General features: G+C 47.8%; 18 protein-coding genes. 7 read left to right on the top strand and 11 right to left on the bottom strand.

What is annotated here, in order from left to right; all coding sequences use genetic code 11:
• Window positions 1-32: 32 nt before the first annotated feature.
• Together SY83_RS20830 and SY83_RS20825 are read right to left on the bottom strand one after the other, a co-directional pair.
• Complete coding sequence (locus SY83_RS20830; protein ID WP_068610040.1) at window positions 33-902, bottom strand: SDR family oxidoreductase; 870 nt, start codon at window positions 900-902, stop codon at window positions 33-35.
• Between the two features lie 45 nt (window positions 903-947).
• Window positions 948-1,349, bottom strand: a complete 402-nt coding sequence (locus SY83_RS20825; protein WP_068610038.1) for a DUF2188 domain-containing protein — start codon at window positions 1,347-1,349, stop codon at window positions 948-950.
• A 325-nt stretch (window positions 1,350-1,674) separates the two neighbouring features.
• Here SY83_RS20825 and racE point away from each other — a divergent pair, with 325 nt between their 5' ends.
• Window positions 1,675-2,484 carry a glutamate racemase gene (gene racE, locus SY83_RS20820; protein WP_068610036.1) on the top strand — a complete coding sequence of 270 codons (810 nt, stop codon included), beginning with the start codon at window positions 1,675-1,677 and terminating at the stop codon, window positions 2,482-2,484.
• Between the two features lie 178 nt (window positions 2,485-2,662).
• On the opposite strand, the gene SY83_RS20815 is transcribed toward racE, so the two are convergent.
• Genes SY83_RS20815 through SY83_RS20805 form a run of 3 tightly spaced genes read right to left on the bottom strand, consistent with a single transcriptional unit; the run spans window position 2,663 to window position 5,262 of the window.
• A complete protein-coding gene (locus tag SY83_RS20815) occupies window positions 2,663-3,667 on the bottom strand; it encodes an ABC transporter ATP-binding protein (protein WP_068610034.1) in 1,005 nt (334 codons plus the stop codon).
• A 9-nt stretch (window positions 3,668-3,676) separates the two neighbouring features.
• Window positions 3,677-4,492: an ABC transporter permease gene (locus tag SY83_RS20810; RefSeq protein ID WP_197479913.1), complete on the bottom strand. Its 816-nt coding sequence runs from the start codon at window positions 4,490-4,492 to the stop codon at window positions 3,677-3,679.
• Between the two features lie 5 nt (window positions 4,493-4,497).
• Entirely contained in the window at window positions 4,498-5,262 is a 765-nt protein-coding gene (locus tag SY83_RS20805; protein ID WP_068610031.1) for an ABC transporter permease, read from the bottom strand.
• Window positions 5,263-5,423: 161 nt separating this feature from the next.
• Between SY83_RS20805 and SY83_RS20800 the strand changes: the two genes are divergently transcribed.
• The 4 genes from SY83_RS20800 (at window position 5,424) to SY83_RS20785 (ending at window position 7,287) form a co-directional block, all read left to right on the top strand.
• Window positions 5,424-6,317: a M14 family metallopeptidase gene (locus SY83_RS20800; protein ID WP_068610029.1), complete on the top strand. Its 894-nt coding sequence runs from the start codon at window positions 5,424-5,426 to the stop codon at window positions 6,315-6,317.
• A 106-nt stretch (window positions 6,318-6,423) separates the two neighbouring features.
• Window positions 6,424-6,654 carry a hypothetical protein gene (locus SY83_RS20795; RefSeq protein WP_068610027.1) on the top strand — a complete coding sequence of 77 codons (231 nt, stop codon included), beginning with the start codon at window positions 6,424-6,426 and terminating at the stop codon, window positions 6,652-6,654.
• Between the two features lie 69 nt (window positions 6,655-6,723).
• A complete protein-coding gene (locus SY83_RS20790) occupies window positions 6,724-7,026 on the top strand; it encodes a HesB/IscA family protein (RefSeq protein WP_068610025.1) in 303 nt (100 codons plus the stop codon).
• Between the two features lie 30 nt (window positions 7,027-7,056).
• Window positions 7,057-7,287, top strand: a complete 231-nt coding sequence (locus SY83_RS20785) for a YuzB family protein (protein WP_068610023.1) — start codon at window positions 7,057-7,059, stop codon at window positions 7,285-7,287.
• A gap of 54 nt (window positions 7,288-7,341) precedes the next feature.
• Here the strand turns inward: SY83_RS20785 and SY83_RS20780 are convergent, their stop codons facing one another.
• Window positions 7,342-8,220, bottom strand: coding sequence for an alpha/beta hydrolase (locus SY83_RS20780; protein WP_082882665.1), 879 nt, complete (start codon window positions 8,218-8,220; stop codon window positions 7,342-7,344).
• Between the two features lie 162 nt (window positions 8,221-8,382).
• On the opposite strand from SY83_RS20780, the gene SY83_RS20775 reads away from it, so the two are divergent.
• Window positions 8,383-9,210: a DUF2935 domain-containing protein gene (locus SY83_RS20775; protein ID WP_331709962.1), complete on the top strand. Its 828-nt coding sequence runs from the start codon at window positions 8,383-8,385 to the stop codon at window positions 9,208-9,210.
• Between the two features lie 26 nt (window positions 9,211-9,236).
• Here SY83_RS20775 and SY83_RS20770 read toward each other — a convergent pair whose 3' ends face one another.
• Window positions 9,237-11,243, bottom strand: a complete 2,007-nt coding sequence (locus SY83_RS20770) for an LTA synthase family protein (RefSeq protein ID WP_068610021.1) — start codon at window positions 11,241-11,243, stop codon at window positions 9,237-9,239.
• 116 nt (window positions 11,244-11,359) lie between these two features.
• Window positions 11,360-12,502, bottom strand: a complete 1,143-nt coding sequence (locus SY83_RS20765) for a THUMP domain-containing class I SAM-dependent RNA methyltransferase (RefSeq protein ID WP_068610019.1) — start codon at window positions 12,500-12,502, stop codon at window positions 11,360-11,362.
• A gap of 126 nt (window positions 12,503-12,628) precedes the next feature.
• On the opposite strand from SY83_RS20765, the gene SY83_RS20760 reads away from it, so the two are divergent.
• Window positions 12,629-13,282, top strand: a complete 654-nt coding sequence (locus SY83_RS20760) for an O-methyltransferase (RefSeq protein WP_068610017.1) — start codon at window positions 12,629-12,631, stop codon at window positions 13,280-13,282.
• On the opposite strand, the gene SY83_RS20755 is transcribed toward SY83_RS20760, so the two are convergent.
• The 3 genes from SY83_RS20755 to SY83_RS20745 form a co-directional block, all read right to left on the bottom strand.
• Window positions 13,272-13,610 carry a L,D-transpeptidase gene (locus SY83_RS20755; protein WP_068610015.1) on the bottom strand — a complete coding sequence of 113 codons (339 nt, stop codon included), beginning with the start codon at window positions 13,608-13,610 and terminating at the stop codon, window positions 13,272-13,274. The two genes, SY83_RS20760 and SY83_RS20755, sit on opposite strands and share 11 nt — an antisense overlap.
• Before the next feature lie 152 nt (window positions 13,611-13,762).
• Window positions 13,763-14,977: an MFS transporter gene (locus tag SY83_RS20750; RefSeq protein ID WP_068611254.1), complete on the bottom strand. Its 1,215-nt coding sequence runs from the start codon at window positions 14,975-14,977 to the stop codon at window positions 13,763-13,765.
• A 129-nt stretch (window positions 14,978-15,106) separates the two neighbouring features.
• Entirely contained in the window at window positions 15,107-16,780 is a 1,674-nt protein-coding gene (locus SY83_RS20745; RefSeq protein ID WP_231891314.1) for a PhoX family protein, read from the bottom strand.
• Between the last annotated feature and the right edge of the window lie 139 nt (window positions 16,781-16,919).

The raw sequence follows: 16,919 nt of genomic DNA, 5'->3' as shown, positions 1-16,919 counted from the left end.
GGGATGATGGCTTTTCTATGCAAACATGAAATTTATCCGTTAACGACTTCGCCGCCGTTAATATGCAGAATCTGACCGGCCATATAGGATGAATCTTCCGAAGCCAGGAATACGTATGCAGGTCCCAGTTCTTCAGGACGACCTACGCGCTTCATCGGCGTTGTAGTACCGAATTCAGCTACTTTCTCCTCATCAAAAGTAGAAGGAATCAGAGGAGTCCAGATTGGACCCGGAGCAACCCCGTTTACCCGGATACCTTGTTCAATAAGCGACCCGGACAAGGAACGTGTAAACGCGACGATCGCGCCCTTTGTGGAAGAATAGTCCAGAAGTTGCGGACTTCCTTTATAGGCCGTGATGGAAGCTGTATTGATGATGCTGGATCCCTTCTTCAGATGAGGCAAAGCCGCCTTTGTCATATAGAAGAAAGAGAATATATTGGTACGGAATGTACGCTCCAATTGTTCCTGTGTGATATCCGCAATGCTCTTCTGAGGATGTTGCTCGGCCGCGTTGTTGACCAGAATATCCAGCTTGCCGAACGCATCAACCGTTTTCTTGACGGCTTCCTGGCAGAACTTCTCATCACCGATATCGCCGGGAATCAGAAGACACTTCCGACCTTCCGCTTCAATAAGCTTCTTGGTTTCTTCGGCATCACCGTGTTCGTCCAGGTAAACAATGGCCACATCGGCGCCTTCCGCAGCATAGCATACCGCGGCCGAACGTCCGATTCCGCTGTCACCGCCAGTAATGATGGCTGCTTTACCCAGAAGTTTACCGCTGCCTTTATATTGTTCAGAGATTGCGTCCGGTTTGGGTGTCATCTCACTTTGAAGACCGGGTTGACGTTCCTGATGTTGGGGAGGTAACTTTTCTTCTTTTAATTGGGATGTACTCATGTCGTTTGCGCTCCTTCCAAATTTACCAAGTTAGGTTGCTACAAATTATGAATAATTATGTGAGGATTCTATAGTTCCGTCACGTCTGTGGATTATAGCGCTGTTGTTATGATCTGTGGCCAATACCTGCGCCTTCTTGACTGCTTCATCTTTGGTGTCGGCTATATACCGCACATCCGACTGTCCTTCCGATTTCACGGCCCATTTCCCATCATGTGGGATGACATGGTAGTTGGCAGTTGTACGATTCTGTTGGGAGTGACTTGAGATCTCGTGCAAAGGATGGTCTTCATTCCACTTCTTCGCTTGAGCTGTAGCGATTGCGATCGCCCGCCCTTCTTCCGAACCGTCCTCCAGCAAGGCATTAGCAATTTCCACTGCTTTATTGCGTACACGGGGATCGAGATTCTTCATGGATTCGGGGAATTTTCCTTTCATCCAAGGCATCAAGCTCACCTCCTTTCACATGTTGTCTATACTATTATTAGCCTTTATGGGATGGTCTGAAACAAACCTACTGCTGAGCTTGATTTGAAGCAAGTGAACCTTTAGAATAATAGAGTTCGCGAAACCTGTGTTATTTATCAAAATGGTAGGGAAACATATGTTACATTCCAAGCGATGAATTAAGAACGGTCACAACCGTTTGAGCTTTGAGAATTGGGTTACAAATATACATATAGGGGCTTATGCCTTGGTACCATTCCCTGCTAAAAATCATAATTTAACATATGGTCTTTATTCATAAAATTGCAAAGGAAGCGGTGTGTTCGTGCAGCAAGCTATCGCAATATTAGACTCCGGCGTAGGCGGTCTAACGGTCGTGAAAGAAGTAATGAGACAGCTCCCCCAGGAGAAAATCATCTATTTCGGCGACACCGCCCGAACTCCGTACGGACCTCGCACATCGGAAGAAGTAGTACAGTTTACACGTCAAATTGTAGATTACCTTGTACAATTTCAGCCAAAGATGATCGTTATCGCTTGTAATACAGCAACAGCGGTCGCGCTTGAGGATATTCGCTCAAGAGTGAATGTTCCGGTAGTCGGCGTTATACATCCCGGAGCTCGAGCCGCGATTAAGGCGACCCAGACCGGTGTGGTCGGGGTAATCGGAACTGACGGCACAATCCGCAGCGGCGCATATTTGAATGCGTTAAAGCAGATTTCTCCGGCAATCCAAGTCGTGAGCAGATCATGTCCGGATTTTGTGCCTATGGTGGAAAAAGGATTATTCCGCAGTCCTGAAACACATAAAGTTGTTGAGAAGTCCTTGGAGGGATTAAGCTTTCCCCCCATGGATTGCCTTATTCTGGGTTGTACCCATTATCCGTTTCTCGCGGATACGATAGGCGAAGTCATGGGACCGAATGTGTCTTTAATCTCTTCAGCGGATGAAACAGCAAGAGAAATCAGCACGATTCTTTATCAAACCAACCATTTGGCGCGTTCACATGAAACTCCGATACATCAATTTTTTTGCAGCGGCGAACCTGCTATGTTTCGTCATATTGCACAGGATTGGCTTGGGGAGCAGATAATGCTTCAACCGGTCGTATGGCAGTCGCCTAGCATCACTTAATGAATTGATAATTAGAGCCTATTATAGAACAAAGCCTGATTTAGGAATTCTCCTAATTCAGGCTTTGTTCATATATCAGAAAGTATAAGTTTTTTTGCTCATACTCTATTCTGATATTTCCCCGGAATGAAACGTACTGTGCGCCTGTAAGGACGGCGCCAGCCGTTTCACTTAGGTTCTATACGAGTGAAGGAATCTTCAATGGGGTGTTCGTCTTATACACTTCCCGGATCGCGTCTTCTATATCCGGTTCACGTACACTCAAGTCCTGAATAGGCAGCTTGCGTGATAAGTCGGAAATAAGTTCAGCGGCTGTAATGGATTTCTTATTGAATTGATACCAGATCTTCAAACCGTCCTGCTTAATCAGTTCAGCGTAGGGATGAGTTAAGTCTTCAACGTGGTGCTGCAGTTCCACAATTAATTGACGTTTAGGGGTCAGTTTATGAATAAGTTCGTCTTTGGGACCGTCTTCAACAATTTTACCGTGATTAACAATGATTAAACGACTGCATAGTTGTTCCACGTCATCAAGATCATGCGTTGTAAGAATTACAGTTAAGGCTTTCGTTCGATTCATCTCCATTATAAATTGGCGAATCGCATGCTTAGCATCCGCATCAAGTCCGATTGTCGGTTCGTCCAGAAATAACACGGAGGGGGAATGTAACATTGCCGCTGCCAGGTCGCCGCGCATACGCTGACCCAGAGATAATTGTCTCACCGGGGTATCAATAAAATCGCTTAACTTCAATACAACATTTAACAACGCCATATTCTCCTGATAAGTCCGTTCATCAATCTGATAAATTCGTCTGAGCAATTCGAACGATTCTCCCAATCGGAGATCCCAATATAATTGTGTGCGTTGTCCGAACACCACACCAAGCTTCTGAACGACCGCTTTACGATTCTCTTGAGGAGATATACCACAGATTTGTATGGAACCGGAAGTTGGGTGCAGTATGCCAGTCAGCATTTTGATAGTAGTACTTTTACCTGCACCGTTGGGCCCGATATATCCGACGATCTCGCCTTTATCGATCGTGAAACTAATTCCGTCAACGCCGCGTACACATTCTTTCTTCGGAGCGAATAAACTCTTGATTGAACCTCGAAGCCCGGTCTCTTTCCGAATCAACATATACTCTTTTACAATATTATTGACTTCAATCATTGCCATTGGGACACCTCACGATCCAGAACTCTCATAATGTTTCATTCCTAATTTAAAGACTAGCAAGGATAACGAAAAACACAGGATGCCAATCAGGGGACTCCATATCGCCATATTAAGCGGTAGGTGAAATGGTGCGTCTTGTTGCAGAAAGTCTGCTGCGGGATAGAAGCTGATAAACCCGATAGGCAGGATGAATGTGAAGAGCACCTGAACCAGATAAGGATATAATGTAATAGGATACATCGTGACGCGATCAAGAATAGTGAGCGCGAACGAGACGGTAGAAGAATTCCGTTTAGTCCAGAAAGAAATTGACCCCAGTGCGATAAACAGTGCGGCACGGAGCAACACGCCTCCGATGATAACAGAAATAAGCTTGCAGATGTTAATGAATGTCCAGTCAAATCCGACGGCATTACAAGCATACAGAAATATGATAATACCCGGAATTAAATCTACCAGTCCTATAAAATTAACGTAGCTTGCTACCAGTTGAAAGAACACACTCATTGGCCGCAGCAGTAAACGATCGAACAATCCCTCAATGACCATGTGGTCCATATGCCAAGTGTTAATGAAAAATACAACTAACAGGCCATGACTGAGCAGGGCCAGCCCGTAAATAAAAGCCAACTCCGGAAATTCCCATCCCTTCAATGCCTGGAATCTCTCTACGATAATCTGGATCATCCAAATACCGGAGAAATATTGAATGGGAATCATCAGAAACCAACTTACCAGAAAGAGAGGATATTCCAGTTGCCGCTGTATGGCTAGACGCGCAAAGCAATAAGCGACACTGCCATAATGTTTCATTTCGGCAATCATATCAATTACCCTCCCTGAATTAAGGTCTTTGATTTCGTTCGTTTCCATGCTGCGGCAAGCAACAGTGTCAACAGAATAATCCAAATACATTGAATACCCATGCCAACTAACGCTTTGTTAGATGAAGCGGCGCCGATATAAATACTAAGTGGAGCTTGATATGTATACTGAAACGGTAAATAGGCGGATACCTTCTGAATTCCGTCAGGGAAGAACCAGAGCGGAACAATGCTGCCGGAGAGTACACGTACGATACTATCCTTAACCATACCCAGGTTACCAAGTTCCATCACCCAGAACGCGGTTAAACCTACTAGCGCGCTGAGCAACCACAAGATGGCGTAGCCAAGAATACAAGACGGAATAAATAGCAGGAAGGATACCCAAGTTGCAGGAAGGGGCGGACCGAATACTAGGGATGCAAAAAGGAACAGAGGCAGCACGCGGTTAACTAACGCGCTGATTGAGCTGCCGATGTCATCCGCCAGATAAGAAGTCAGTAAAGGGATAGGGCGGAAGAAGTCTGTTACAATCTTACCTTCACGAATTCGGTAATAAATCGTATTCTGAACATCGGTAATGTAAACAGAGCCTAGCAGAATGGAAAGAACCGTATAAGTTACGATTTCCTTCAACGTAAATGATTCGACTTGCGATATCCCATTATAGGCCGTCTGCCACAGAAAGACCGAAGCAACAAGGATGATGATGTTCGTAAATATAGCGGCAAACACTTCAAAGCGATACGTTATGTTGGAGAGAATTCTCATCTTTGTAATATACCAATATGCATGAACCAGTTTTCACACCTCCGAATCATATGAATTGTATAATAAGGTAATTAAATCCATTGTAGTGTAAGGGTCTGTCATCGGCAATAAGAAAGTTTCATTATATGTAATCATACACTGATTAACTAAGGAGTGATGTTGTGGGATACATTCGAACGGATCTGTCTTACAGTTATACTCAGATGATGGACGACATCGAATTCTTGACCCGTAAATTTCCCTTCCTACGCTGTGAGGTGTTGGGCGCAAGTGTCATGGGTCGAGATATCCCCGCGCTTCGCCTTGGTATGGGATGCTTTCATGTGCATGTGAACGGATCTTTCCATGCGAATGAATGGATTACCACTCTCCTGCTCATGAAGTTCACGGAGGATTGCGCGGAGTCATATGCTAACGGACTTTCGCTCGAAGGGGTTTCGGTTACGAGTCTGCTGGACACTTGCAGTCTTTGGATTGTACCCATGGTCAATCCTGACGGTGTGGAATTAGTGCTCCGGGGTCTTCCTGATGATCATCGATATTTTCATGAGTTACTGGCTTGGAATAACGGTTCATCGGATTTCTCAGGATGGAAAGCCAATATCCGCGGGATAGATCTAAATGATCAATTCCCCGCGTTCTGGGAGGCAGAACGAACACGTCGGTTAGTGAACCGTCCGGGGCCGCGAGATTATGGTGGAACGGCTCCTTTAACGGAACCGGAAGCTATAATAATGGCGAATTGGACGGATGTGCGCCAGTTCGACCGTGTCTTCGCACTGCATACGCAAGGCAGGGAGATCTACTGGAATTATCGCGATCTAGAACCAGCCGAGTCGGAGCCCTTGGCCCTGGAATTGGCGGGAGTGAGCGGATATAAACCCTTAAAACTAAGGGACAGTGACGCGGGTTACAAGGATTGGTTTATCCAACGCTACAGGAGACCAGGCTATACGTTAGAATCGGGATGGGGCTGTAATCCGTTGCCTATAACACAATTTGATCAAATGTATGATGAGTTGGTCCCAATGTTACTTCGGGGCATGAAATTATAGATTCGCTTATAGCTATGGTTTGCGTCGGTTAAGCCAGCGAGGGTATAATAGGAAGCAAAGCGCTCCGGTTCACGGGGCGCTTTGTATTCCTGGGGAGGTGGCTGCATTGAGGAAATTGTTTTCACTGCGCAGATGGGGGCATGTATTTCGCCGGGTTATTCGACTAGTGGCTTCACCTGCCGTGCCGCTGAAAGAAAAACTATTATTTGGAATTCCGGTTTTACTGTATTGGGTCCTTCCGGATCTGTTGCCGTACCTGCCTTTTGACGATATTGCCGTCACCATGTTTGTTGCGAATTGGTTTTCGGAGCGGGTGGAGAAGAAGTATCGTTTATAGCGTTTTTTGACATCGTCTAAAAATCAGTTAAAATATAAAGTATTGAGAAAATGACAGGAGTTGGCACAGATGCAATGCAAAGTTACGCGTAACGCGGCGAAGATCATTCAGAAGGAACTAGAGAAGGACGAGAATAAAGAGTTGAAGCTTAGAATATTGGTTACTTCTTCCCATGGAGACCATGCGCACTACGGTATGGATTTGGACAAGCCTTCAGAGGACGATGAAGTGGTTGCGACCGACAAAGGCTTCGACGTTATTCTGAATAAGAATGAACCGATGCTGGACGGCGTCAAAATTGACTACCTCTACATTCCAGAAGAAGGATTCGTGATCACCAACCCTTCGAAAGGCAACCACGGCGACCACTAGTCAGGGGCATAAAAGGGGAATTGGTTCACCATGGCTAACGACATTCGAATTTGCGATAAGTGTAAACATATGAAAGTAAAGACCGCTTTACCCAAATTGCAGAAGCTTGCTCCCGACGCGGAGATTAAAGTAGCATGCAAGTCCTATTGCGGTCCTTGCTCGCGGTTCGCCTTCATCTTCATTAACGGGCGTTATGTCACCGCTCCGACAGAGGATGAAGTCATTGAGAAAATTGCAAAATATGTTAAGAAATCTAAATAACGATATCCATGAATAGCAGGCGGCCCTCACAGGGTTGCCTGCTATTTATTTATTCTAGATATGGTTGCGGAAGAATGGCAGCACTCGTTCCCAGAACAGCGGATCCGTCTCCGAGCAGCTGTGCCCCCGGGCATCGACATAGAGATGCTCGGCGCCGGACAGGCTTTGCGCGGCCAGATAGTCCAGCTCGGTCGACGGCACATAGTCGTCGTTGCGCGAGTGGACATGGAGCCTGGGCACAGCATCGCCGGAACGGCTCAGCGCAGAGATGAGATCGAGCTTAGCGAGCATCTCACGATTGATTCCCGCGCGGATAAACCAGACGCGCGGAATGATCGTCGCGAGCGGGAACAACGGAATCCGCAAGCGGTTGAGCTCCGCGCCGATCATCGCTTCAATACGGACCGGCATCGAGTCCGTTACCAGCGCGCGGATTCGGCGCTCATCCCACAGCGAGGCTGCGCCGGCAAAGCCGCCGAGCGAGTGCCCGAGCACGCCGATGCGATTGGCATCGACATCCGGGCGGGCGTGGATGTAGTCGACGGCGGAGAGCAGATCATCCCGGAACGCCATGCCGGATGGAGCGGGGATGCCGTCGCTCTCGCCGTGGCTTCGGGCGTCGTACAGAAGCAGGGCATAGCCCGCGTTATAGAGCGGGCGCGCATAGCGCAACACGCGGGAGCGATTGGAGTTCCAGCCGTGCGCGATCAGTATCACGGGAGGCTTTGTTTTGAGATCGGAGGAGGGTACGAACCATCCCTTGATGACAGAGCCTTGGCTTAGGAAAGAGATATCTTCATAAGGCATATCCGGCATATGCTCAATCGGCCGTCTCTTAGGGGTTTGAGCCCGGGCTGAAACATACCAGCACGCATAAAAAACCAAAATCAGAATGACAGCAAAAGTCAACGCCATGATGAAGGGTAACGACATCGAATCTCAGCTCCTTTTTGAACAAAACATCATATGTACATATTATCATACAACAGCCATTGGAGTTAAGTTTAGCAGGAAAAGATAGGAAAAAATTCCTATCACTCCACATACAATTAAAAGTGTGTAAAGTAAAGCATTTATCAGAGGAGGTCCAAGCCCTTGAATCAGAACATGCAGACAAACAACGAGTACATAGAATCGGCCTTGTTTGAACACCGCTTTTGGTTGCAAATTATGGGGGATCATGCCCGTTTCATTTACTCCGCCTTTTCGCCAAAGGAACAGAGCAATATCGAGAAAGCAAAGTTCTACGTGGATTCCTATGATACGTTTCTTGCTAATGCCCGAGTGGGTATTGATGCTGTTCAGTTTCCCTCTTTTAACCAAGGGATATACCGGCTTACGCTGGAATTCAGGGAGTTTAAACTGGCGCTGTTAAGAGAACACCTCGTCGGCAAGATTGAGATTGGATTGCCGCCCACGTTTATAAATCATATGGTGAATGAATTGGACGAATATATCCGGATTTTGTATGCCTTGATTCAAGGGGAAATGCCCCCGGTTTTTGAAGCGATACACCATCATCTGCTTTGGTTGACTGACGCAACAGGTCATGCCGCGGCCGTTTCCCAGGAGTTGGATCCGGTTGAGAAGGGTTTGATTCTGAAGAGTATGCAATTCGAGGTGCAGTTTCAACAATTTTATTTGAAAGCCGTTGAACTGGCGGGGTTTATGAGAACCCAGTTGCACCAGTTTCCCGCACTGTCCCGATTTAACAAAGATGTGGAGCTGGAGATGCTGTTGTTTAAAGAGTTCCTGGCTGAGATTGAAGAGATGCGACTTACGAAGGAGGCGTTGGGTACATTAAGTCCGCTGCTGCCGGATCATATGGCGCGTGAAGAATGTTATTATTTGCTTAAGCTCGCGCAGGTGTCAGAGGTGAAGCCGCCCGCTTGCGATCCGACCGCTCCGAGGGTTGAGGTGTAAGTATACGATATAAAAAAACCCAGACTTTAAGGAGTCTGGGTTTTCGTATGGGCGGAGGTTTCCGCGAGAACATTGTTCGTAATCACTTGATCGGAGATGTCAAGACGTTTGACCGTTTCATCGTAACCTGGTTTACAGGACGCTATATCGGTCGGTTGGCCGCTGGCATAGTCCAGGCATGTACCATTTTCAAAGATTTGGTCCGCGCTTGCTTTATAATATACAGTACCGTCCGTAAACGAGCGGTTCCGGAACACAACTAAACGTTCTTTGGTATCCTTGAATACATTTTGACCCATAAAAAACTTTCCTTCAGGCGGAACCCCGAGAAGATGCAGGAGTGATGGCGCCAAGTCCAGTTGACCGGCAATGTCTGTCTGTGTTCCTTTCAATGCGGCATCAGGTGCATGGATGATTAAAGGAACTTGTCTTACGGCCTTGGTCCATTCGAGCTCCGATAAAGAGCGGCCCGTGAATTGCTCCAAGGTTTCTTTCTCCTTTATGGAATTATCATGATCTCCGTACAGGGCAAATAGGGTGTTATCCCACATCCCTTGAGATTTCAAGCTTTCGATGAAAGCACCGATCGACTGATCCACATAATGGACGGATTGCAGATAGTTTCCGAAGTCCGTGCCATCCAACTCGCCTACATCGAGCATTTGTAATTCTTTGGGCAGGACAAAGGGGTGATGGCTTGATAATGTAATCAGAAAGGAGTAAAACGGCTGCTTCATCTGAGTCATATGGCTGACAGATTGTTCGAAAAAAGGCTTGTCCCCGATAGACCATCCGACTTTCTCGGTCTTGCTGTCAAAGTTGTAATCCTTCTTGCTGTAAAAGCGGTCATAACCGATATTAGGATAGAACGCATACCTGTTCCAAAAGCTCTCCTCATAGCCATGAAAGGCTCCTGTAGCGTACCCTTGCCCTTGCAGCTCGTTCGGCAAGCAATGATAGGTATGATTCGCATATTGAGTGAACACCGAGCCTGAAGGCAACGGGTGCATGGAGCAATTCGATGAAAAGTCGGCGTCGGAAGTGCGCCCTTGAGCGGTTTGATGATAAAATTCGCTGAAATATAAGCTCTCCTTCATCAACTTATTCAAGTTCGGCGTAATCTCTTGACCTCCGATCGACTCATTAAGCATGAAATTCTGCAGGGCTTCCACTTGGACCACAATGACATTAGAGCCTTTGTAAGCTCCGTATGTGTTCTCCGTGCGGCCGTCTAATGATAGTTCATGATGCTGTTGCAGCCATTGATTGATCTGACCCCGCTGTTCTTCGCTTAGGCCTTCGTCCTTAGACAGAACGTTCTTGTCCAGATACCGGTATACATCCAAGCCGTGAAATCCAAGAAGTCCGGTTACGTTGTAGGTCGCCACGTTCCACCAGTTGCCGGTGAATAAACCTTTGGCCCAGGTACCCTTAGCCACATGAATCGGTGCAAATACAAGTGCGTAACCTATGGTAAAGACGAGAGCGTTAGCCGCGAATTTGCGCAAGACACGCAGACGGAACCGCCGTTCGGGTTGTCGTGAACCAGACTCTCTCAATCTCTTAAAACCATATAAAGCCATAGGAATTAAGAAGATCAGATCGAGAAAGAAGAAGATATCTTTGGCGTAGACCAATGTGCCGATCGTGCCTCCGAGTTCTCCGACTTGTTTCGACTGCAGGAGTACCGGAATGGAGATGAAATCCTGGAAGTATCGGAAATACACCAGATCCGAAAATATAACGACAGAAATGAGAATGTTTAAACTTAACAGCACGAGTACGCGCCAAGTCATCGGCAGGATCAATACCCATCCGGAAAGAAGCAGGATGGAGCCGGTCCCCACCAACCAGTCCGGAACACCCATACGAACTTGCGGTACAGCGATGAAAGCGTCAAAAAGTACAATCTTCCATAAAAGCAACGCTATAAAAAATAGATAGTCTATAAAATTAATCTTATATAAAATGCGCATAATACGAGACTCACGAAGCGGGACTGTGCGATTTACAATTTCGTTGTGCAGAGACATTACCAGATTCCTTTCCTGTTTACAATATATTAATATTACAATAATTCGGAGGGAGAAGGGTAGTCCAAGTTTTTCTGCAAAATAAAAACCGCACTCCCGAAGGAGCGCGGTTCATCCTATTCACCTCGGTTACGCGGCGGTAAAGGTCCGAGATACTGATACAGGTTACATTCAATCCGTCCGTTAAATAACTTGCGTTTCTTATCTGCTCTACGGCCAAAATCTTGTTCGAATTCCCGGTAAGGCGATAAGGCGAAGAAGGACCAGCTGTCCAGATACAGGGAGGATTTGCCGAATTGACGAACCGCCCGCACCATTTCATCTTCATTGCCTAAACGCTCTCCGTATGGCGGATTGGTAATAATGCATCCGTACCGACCCTCAGGATTCATCTTCGCCACAGGCAGGACCTGCAGTTTGATTTCCTTGGAAAGTCCCGCGCTTTTGGCTGCGGCCAGAGCGACATCAATGGAAGCCGGGTCGATATCGGAACCGGCAATGTGCAGAGGGATGTCGTCGCGAACGGAATCGAAAGCTTCATCCCTGGCATCTTCCCATACCCTTTCCGGGATCACAGGCCAGCGGTCGCTGTTAAACCTGCGACGGAGCCCCGGAGCGATGTTCCAGGCGATCATCGCCGCTTCAATCGGGATGGTGCCCGACCCGCAGAAAGGGTCGTAGAGGGGGCGCTCAGGCTGCCAACGGCTCAGTAAGACCATGGCGGCCGCCATCGTTTCCTTAAGCGGAGCTTCCGTAACAAGCCTGCGGTAGCCTCGCTTGTGAAGCCCGGGGCCGGTGGTGTCCAGCGTAATCATCGCGATGTCATTCAGTAACCATACTTCAATGACGTAGCGAGGTCCGTCTTCTTCAAACCACTCCGTGCCGTAAGTGATAGCCAGCTTGTCCACCACGGCTTTCTTCACGATGCCTTGGCATGCCGGCACACTGGAAAGCTGTGATTTGTGAGATCGTCCTTCCACGGGAAATTCACCGTCTTCCGGAATCCATTCCTCCCATGCGATCGCTTTGGTGCCCTCAAACAGTTCATCAAACGTAGTCGCCGGAAATTCAGCCATCTTGATGAGGACACGGTCTGAAGTACGCAGCCACAGGTTGGCCCGCGCGATATCCTCGACGCCTCCGGAGAAAAGCACGCGTCCGTTCTCAACACGGACGTCTTCATATCCTAGTTCCTTGAGCTCCCGCGCCACGACGGCTTCTAAACCCATCGGCGAGGTCGCGATTAATTGTAATGTCATTCGCTTGTTCACTCCATTATTCCGCTCTGGTTATGTATTCGGCTGCGTTGTTGTGTAACGCTGCTGAAAATCATACAATTAAGTATAAGTTAAACTTAGTGTTGACACAAACAGGAGGTACAGATCATGACCATGCTGCCGGATGAATATGTGGACGGGCTATATGCCGAAGACACGCAATTGAAAGCAACCGCAGAGGGAATCCGCGAACGCGGGATGCCTGAGATTTCCGTTGCACCCGGCTATGGCAGGCTATTAACAATGCTTGTCCGGATGAGCGGATCCAAACAAATTCTGGAGATTGGCGCATTAGGAGGTTACAGCGGAATCTGCTTAGCCCGGGGGTTGGGCGCCGAAGGGCGGCTGATTTCGCTTGAGTTGCTTCCTGAATATGCCGACGTTGCGATGGAGCATATGCGGCAAGCAGGTTTAGGAGATAAGGTGCAATACCGGATTGGAGAAGCATTGGGACATCTGGAGAAATTGGGCGCCGAAGGGGCAACCTTTGATTTCTTCTTTATTGATGCCGATAAAGAGAATTACCCCAATTATCTGGATTGGGCCATACGTCTTGCGAACCCCGGTGCCGTCATCGTAGGAGATAATGTTCTTCTGCGCGGCAGAACAACAGATCCTTTAAAGCAAGGTCCGTCCGTTCTTGCTATGCGCGAATTCAACAAGCGCATGGCCAGCGATCCGCGCTTGGAAAGCACGATATTACCGGCCTATGACGGCTTGGCGATTGCTCGTGTAAAGGACTCGGCCGCAGCTAAGGTCTGATGGTTACTTTGGTGCCGATGGGCACCAGGCGGGACAACTGCACTACATCGTTGTTATACATCCGGATGCATCCTTTGGAGACCATCTTCCCTATGGACGAAGGATTGTTTGTACCGTGGATGCCGTACCCGCGCTTGGACAATCCCATCCAGAAAGCGCCATACGGGCCACCGGGATTCGGAGCCTTGTTAATAATCGTAAACTCACCGGTCGGAGTGGTGGTAACAATTCGTCCTACGCCTACGGGAAACTGACGAACAACGATGTTGTTGTCCAACAAATATAATTTGCGGTCGGATAAGTCAACAATAATGCGATAATTAGGCATACCATCTGCTCCTTTTTGTAAGGGCGTTTACCCTATGTATATCCGCGATCGGAACAATGGGTGACTTGGGATTAGCAAATAAAGTAAAGAACCTATCCGGCGGATAGGTTCTTTGTTTATTTCGTTGCATCTTAGACACTGCCAAAGCCGTTTTATTTAGAGGATGCATGGTGTGGTGTCGACTTCTTAAGCAATGTAGACCGCACCCACAGCACATTCAGGACCAAGAGCACCGCCGATACGATGAAAATGCCGCGAATTCCCATAAATCCGGCTAACAAGCCTCCACCTACAGGACCAATCATATTCCCAAGACTCAGGGCGCTTGTATTAAAGCTGTATGCGCGGCTGTCCATCCCTTTTGGCGTATATTTACCGATGAGCGCGTTGATCGACGGCAGCATGCCTCCCATACATACCCCCAACAAGAAACGGGCGGCCATAAGTTGCCAAACCGTGGTGACAAAGGCTTGCGGAATGAAGCAGAGCACCGCCCCGATCAGAGACAGGACAAGTACCTTTTCAGCGCCCAGCCTGTCACTTATCCTGCCTAACAAGGGAGACGCGAACAGGTTGGAGAATCCTGACATGGATCCCACCAATCCCGCATAAAGCGCTATATTCGAGGGGTCGTGGCTGAGTTCCTGAACAAATAATGGAACCAGGGGCATCGAACTTAGCATAGAGAACTGTAACAAAACCGTAACGGTGAAGAGGGCGGGCAGTTGGGGAATGCGCTTTAGCTCTTGCCAACCGCCGAATACAGAAAGAGGGGCCTCTTGCGCTTCCGTCTTTCGTTGGAAATCCTCTTTCACCAGCGCCATAGCGAGTAAGGATGCCGCAAAGATCAACGCTCCCGTTATGTAAAAAATGGGTCGGTACCCGACCTCGTTTGCAACCAAACCACCGAGCAAAGGGCCGAATATCGTCCCGGCTACCGAACCGGATTGAAGGATGCCCATGACAAACCCTCTGTGCTCTTTCGGTGTTGAGGCAGCCATTAAGGATACAGCGGCAGGATTAAAGCCGGAGATGGTGCCGTTAATTAAGCGAAGTACAAGCAGATGCCATGGAACCATAGCCAAGCCCATGGTGGCCATCACCGCAGCCATGCCGAAACCGGAGCGCAACAACATCATTTTACGTCCATATTTATCCGCAAGCTTCCCCCATAAAGGCTGGAACAGAAATGAAGTTACAAAGTTTCCGGCAAAAATAATGCCTGCCCATAACGTAATCTCATCGGGATCCTTTAAACCAAGCTCTTGAAGGTACAAAGGCAGGAACGGAATAATCATAGTCATTCCGCCCATGACCAGAAACTGCCCGATCCACAGCACGGCCAGATTGATTTTCCACCGCTCCATGTATTCTCCTTCTTCCTGAGTCTCATTTTTCTTGTTGATCATTATAGCACAACAGGAAGAACACAAAAAAACTCACCCCGTCTTTGACGGGATGAGCTTGAACATTTCATGATATACCGCAAACATGAGTTACTTTTTGAAACCGGTAATGGCCACCACGGCCGGACGAGGCATATGATCGCCGAGGCGGTGCGGCCATCGGCTGGTCAAATCACTGAGTGATTTCGTTTCCTCACCCGGATGCTGTACAGCCATGAACAGAGTGCTTTCGTCCGGTGTAAACCAAGGTCCCGTCATTTCGGCTTCAACCGGCGCTGAAGCGAATTGTAACGCTTTGCCTTGCTGGTTGCCGGAAGTAGGAATTACGAAAACGCCATTGTTTTTGAAGGAAGCGTAAACGCCTTTACCTAATTTGCTCGAAGAGATGTCCGTCACTGTCCACAAGTTACCCGCAGTGTCGAACGTGATGTTGTCCGGTGCGCTGAAGCCGCTTTGACGTCCGCCGGCGGCGAAAATTTCAAAATCGAATTCCGTCGCGCCCAGATCATTATCCTTCTCAAACAACCGCGTGATATGACCATGAATGTTACCATGCACATCATTATTGGTGTGAGCTACAAAGATGGTGTTGTCGAACGGGCTGATCTCCAGATCCTCCGGGCGATCGGTTGGCGTCGCTCCCAGAAGAATGGCTACTTCTGCAACATGGACGAGCACGTCAGCTTGAGAAGTGTATTTCTTGAGTAAGTCGGCCCGAGTGCTCTTGATGGCGGAAGGAATGACATACTTTTCGTTCATTAACGCAGTGTTAACTGCACCGTGGGAGAGGAGAATCCACTTTCCGTTTCGCAGATCCGCGGCGTAGAGCTGACCGTTTTCCAAGAGCGAAGTATTGGATCTGCCGCTGCTCTGAACGTACTTTCCGTCACTGATATATTTATAAATACAAGCATCTGTCTTGTCATCGCCCATGTAAACCACAATTCGTCCGTCTTTAGAGATGCCCATTGCCGAATTTTCATGATGAAAACGGCCTAGTGCTGTATGTTTACGAACAGGGAAGGAGGGATCGAACGGATCCACTTCAACAACCCACCCGTAATGAGTCATGTTTAATCCCGCGTCCGTTGAAGTCGCTTCATAGTTTTCTTCACAAGAAAGTACTGTGTTCCATAACGTTGTTCCTCCGGAACAATTAGCAAATGTGCCCTGAACGGTGGTTGCTCCGCCGACCGCAAGTGAACCTTTGGCCGGACCCGTTAATGCGAACGGAGTCAATCCGCTTACGCGACGTGCATATTTAGAGCTGGTGTCCATCTTCCAGAGGCCGGCTGCATCACGGTATACTTCAATAATGGAGCCGCCCTGCGTATAGAGCATTTTGCGGATTTGTTCGGCGGAATATTTATCCCCTGATTTGGCCCCGTGCACAAACAAATCGCTGGAATATTCATGATTGACCCATAGCAAACCGCGGGTGTTAGAACCTTCAATCGGGAAATAAATCGTGAAATCACAGTTAAATCCGAATACGTCTCCCTGATTGTTGATAATGTCCCCATAAGCAGCCACAACGTCATATTTGAATCCTTTCGGCAACAGGAGTTCATCTGCGGATGAAGGCGCGATCGGTTCAAATTTGAATTTAGCGTTCTTGTCCACATGAAATCCGAATATACCTTTTTCCGCAGCCTCCGCTTTCCCCTCCAATACACCAAGACCCGTTGAAGCGGCGGCCAAAGCGGCAGCTCCGGTACCCAAGAACGTGAGAAACGTGCGACGATCCATTCCCTGATTGCTCATTCCATACACCCCTAACGATTAGTTTCTTTCATAGATTAATAGAGTTATATGTTTGCAGTGTTAATGAAATGTGGATTCTTTGTTAAGAATAATTCACGCTTTCCCTTCGTAAGTGTCAAACATTTGTCATACTATAAAA

Origin of the sequence: Paenibacillus swuensis, assembly GCF_001644605.1 — a bacterium.
Classification (GTDB): Bacteria; Bacillota; Bacilli; order Paenibacillales; family DY6; genus Paenibacillus_N; species Paenibacillus_N swuensis.
The sequence above is the reverse complement of the archived record's forward strand: the minus strand, read 5'-3'. Positions and strand labels throughout refer to the sequence as shown.